This is a genomic window from Kineococcus gurbantunggutensis, from assembly GCF_050871925.1.
Classification (GTDB): domain Bacteria; phylum Actinomycetota; class Actinomycetes; order Actinomycetales; family Kineococcaceae; genus Kineococcus.
Genome location: NZ_JBJLSG010000319.1, coordinates 1 through 1,842 on the forward strand (window position 1 = coordinate 1; position 1,842 = coordinate 1,842).

Annotated in this window: 2 protein-coding genes; both read left to right on the forward strand. The window is 78.3% G+C overall.

Annotated features, from left to right (window positions below):
• The first annotated feature begins 128 nt into the window (after positions 1 to 128).
• A complete protein-coding gene (locus tag ACRYR7_RS25410; RefSeq protein ID WP_432575167.1) occupies positions 129 to 1,256 on the forward strand; it encodes a sensor histidine kinase in 1,128 nt (375 codons plus the stop codon).
• A 26-nt stretch (positions 1,257 to 1,282) separates the two neighbouring features.
• Complete coding sequence (locus ACRYR7_RS25415) at positions 1,283 to 1,708, forward strand: DUF4383 domain-containing protein (protein ID WP_432575169.1); 426 nt, start codon at positions 1,283 to 1,285, stop codon at positions 1,706 to 1,708.
• Positions 1,709 to 1,842: the final 134 nt, after the last annotated feature.

Consider the following 1,842-nt stretch of genomic DNA (forward strand, 5'->3'; position numbering starts at 1 on the left):
CAGCCCCAGTCAGGCCGCGCGAGGGGCGCGGCGCGCCGCCCCCCCCCGCCCCCCCCCCCCCCCCCCCCCCCCCCCCCCCCCCCCCCCCCCCCCCCCCCCCCCCCCCCCCCCCCCACGCCGGGATCGTCGTGGCCGACCCCGAGGGGCGCCTGGTGATGTTCAACGACACCGCCCGCGCCTGGCACGGGCTGGACGCCGACGCGCGGCTGGACCCCTCCGAGCACGCCGGCGCGTACGGCCTGCTCGGCCCGGACGGCGTCACGCCGCTGCCGGCGCACAAGGTGCCGGTGCACCGGGTGCTGCGCGAGGAGTTCGTGCAGGGCCTGGAGGTGGTCGTCGCCCGCCCCGGGCGGCGGCCGCGCCGGGTGACGTGCTCGGGGCGGGCGATGCGCACCGCCGACGGCACCTGCCTGGGCGCGGTGGTGGTCATGCACGACGTCACCGCCGAGCGGGCGCGCGAGCAGGCGCTGGTCGCCGCCCACGTGGAGCTGGCCGAGCGCACCCAGGAGCTGGCCGACCGCGGCGAGGAGCTGGAGCGCTCCAACACCGAGTTGGAGCAGTTCGCCGGCATCGCCAGCCACGACCTCAGCTCGCCGCTGGCGGTGGTCTCGGGGTACCTGGAGATGCTGGGCGAGGTGCACGGGGAGGCCATCGGCGAGGAGGGCCGCGGCTGGGTCGAGACGGCCCGGCGCGGCGTGGCGCGCATGACGGAGCTGATGGACTCGCTGCTGAGCTACTCGCAGACCGGCGGCACGGGCCGGCGCGAGCTGGCCGACCTCGGGGAGGTGGCGCGCCTGGCCGTGCACGACCTGGACGCGGCCGTGCGCGCCGCCGGCGCGAGCGTGCAGGTGCCGGCGGACCTGCCGCGGGTGTACTGCGACCCGGTGCTGCTGCGCCAGCTCCTGCAGAACCTCGTGGGCAACTCCGTGAAGTACCGCGACCCGCGGCGGCCCTGCGCGGTGCGCGTGAGCGCCGCCCCCGACGGCGCCGGCGGGTGGGAGGTCGCCGTGGTGGACAACGGCACCGGCATCCCCGCCGAGCACCGCGAGCGGGTGTTCGAGATGTACGCGCAGGTGGACCCCTCGGCCCGCACCGGCCACGGCATCGGGCTGGCCACCTGCCAGCGCATCGTCGCCCGCCACGGCGGGCGCATCCGCGCCGAGGAGACCCCCGGCGGGGGCACCACGGTGCGCTTCACGCTGCCGCAGCGCCCGGCGGTTTCAGCGGGGCCCGTGCGGGGCACCTGTCCTCCATGAGCCTCGACATGTCGGGAAGGGTCTCGGTGGACCGACCCCGCACCACCGCGGGCCAGCACCTCTCCCTGGTCGCGGGGGTGCTGCTGCTGGTGCTGGGGGTGGCCGGCTTCGCGGTGAGCGGTTTCAGCGACTTCACCGGCGGCACGCACGAGCAGCAGGTGCTGGGCCTGTCCACCAACCCGCTGCTGAACGTGGTGCACCTGGTGCTGGGCGCCCTGGGCCTGGCCGGGCGCACCGGCGCCCGGCGCGCGCGCTGGTACGGGGTCCTGCTGTTCCTGGCCGGGGCGGCGCTGTTCGCGTACACCGGGGTCACCTACGACGGCGGCGTCCTCAACGCGAACTGGCCGATGGCCACCTTCCACGGCGTCATGGCCTTCCTGGGCCTGGTGATCGCGTTCGTGCCGGTGCGCGCGGGCAAGCGCCCGGGCACCGCCGAGCTGCGCCACGGCTGAGCCGCGCCACGGCCCACGCCCGTCCCCGCTCCGCTCCCCCGCCCCCCGCCCGCGGGGGGGCCGGGGGGGGGGGGGGGGGGGGGGGCCGCCGGCGGGGTGGCCGGCGCCCGCGTCCGCGCGCCCCCCGTCAACGC